This is a genomic window from Sediminibacterium sp. GW821-FHT12F12 (assembly GCF_058806635.1).
Window position 1 is genome coordinate 35,935 of the sequence record NZ_JBXAPW010000008.1, and the last position, 2,055, is coordinate 37,989.

Sequence of the window (2,055 nt, forward strand, 5' to 3'; positions counted from 1 at the left end):
TCCCGCTACTATCACTGCAGGCACAGTGAGCTCCTCCAATGCAACTATTACCAGTTTATCAGGGTTGCAGGCACTTACCATAACAGGAAATATTTCAACTAATACGATTAGTTCTTCCGGGGCCACCATCGGAAATTTATCGGTTCCCGGAACCATCACGGCGGGTACGCTAAGCGGTGTATTCTCCGGTACCTTATCCAACCCGGCCCAACCTACTATTACCTCAGTAGGTCAGCTAACTGCCCTCTCGGTAAATGGCACTATCACAGCAGGCCTATTAAGTGGAGTACTAAGCGCCGGTACACAAACCAACATCACCAGCGTAGGTAGTCTGGCATTACTAACTGTAACCGGCAATATCAGCTCGGCTACCATCAGTTCTGTAATCACAACCGCAGCCCAACCGAATATAACCAGTGTGGGAAATCTGCTAAACTTAAGCGTAGCCGGAACCATACAGGCAAATACCATCAGTACAACCCAGGTGAATACGTCAGGTTTAGCTGGGTTGCAGAACTTAACTGTAACAGGTACCATTAGTGCAGCAACCCTAAGTGTATCAGGTACCATTTCCGGTGCAACGGTCAGCGCAACCAATGCCACCCTCACAACTATTACCGGTTTAAGTTTACCGTCAGGAACTTTAACCGACACTTTTGTAACCATTTCAGGAGGGGTATTAAAGCAAACTGCTTATGAGCCAACATTTGCTGCTGATTTTGTTGTAAACGGTGTAGCGAATTACCTGAAATGGACAAACGGAGAAACAGTTCCCGCCAGAGGAAAAACGGCTATTCAGTTATTACAGGAAGGTGCTGTAAAAGCCAATCATCCAACCTATACCTCACCTTCCTTATCTATCGGCACTTCACCCTCGGCGGGGAACGTTGAAATTGGCTCTTCCATAACTGCCACCCTGTCCTCTACCTTTACACAGAACGATGCAGGTGCAGCCACTACCACCACCTATAAGAAAAACGGTACTGCCATAGGTAGTAATACGGATAATATAACCAACATAACATCCGCGGTGCAATATGTTGTAACAGTAGCATATGCCCAAGGGGCCTGTAAAAATGACAACTTAGGTGCATTGGATTGTACAGGGAGAATTGCAGCAGGCACTATCACAAGTTCTGCAGTTACCTATACACCACTTCCCAAAAGATATTGGGGTTATGTAAATTCCACCAGTCCGAATGATGCTGCTATCATCAATGCAATCGGTGGCGGATCAGAGTTAAGTTCGTCCAAAGTAAAATCAGCCTTCAGCGTAACAATACCCGGCTCGGCCAACTACCTGTTTTTTGCGTATCCCAATTCATTAGGTGCATTAACCTCTATCCTGGCAGGAGGTTTTGAAAGTATTGGAACCTTTACGCTAACAACGAGAACTTTTACCAATGCCTCCGGGTATAGCCAGAGTTATAATATTTATGTTTCCAACAACAGCTTTTCATCAGCTACTGTAAGCCTAACAACAAATTAACCATGAAGAAATTAACATTTTTAATATTGGTATGCCTGTTTATCGGCGGTAAAGCTTCTGGCCAGGTAAAGATATTGGGATATATCACTACCAATGGCAGCGCCAGTTATCCCACCCATAAAGACAGCCTGGGCCATGGCGGATACCGGGTTGTTGCAGATATTACCGAACGTGATGCCATCACAACGGAAAGAAGAAAATACGGCATGATGGTGTATGTGCAGTCGAATAATACTGCCTACATTTTAAGAGATGCTACATTGGGTAATGCGAACTGGGTGAACTTTCTGTCTGTAACAGGTACCGTAAGTGCGGATCAGCTCAGTGGCACATTAACAACAGCGCTTCAACCTAATATTACGGCTGTTGGTACGCTTAGTAGTTTATCTGTAAGCGGCACCATCGAAGCAGGTACTTTCAGTGGCACATTAAACAATGCAACACTGAACACGATTACCAGTCTGGGTAATCTACAGAACCTCACCGTAGCCAACAATATTTCTGCTGCTACCATTGCCGCCAGTGGAACCATAACAGCAGGTAGTTTCAACGGACCCCTTACCGGC

Annotated in this window: 2 protein-coding genes; both read left to right on the forward strand. The window is 45.5% G+C overall.

Annotation, left to right across the window (positions count from 1 at the left end; translation table 11 throughout):
* Positions 1-1,489 (forward strand): beta strand repeat-containing protein (locus tag AC1RNB_RS12215; protein WP_493083157.1); only part of this gene is annotated, 1,489 nt, incomplete at its 5' end.
* 2 nt (positions 1,490-1,491) lie between these two features.
* Positions 1,492-2,055 (forward strand): hypothetical protein (locus tag AC1RNB_RS12220; protein ID WP_493083159.1); only part of this gene is annotated, 564 nt, incomplete at its 3' end.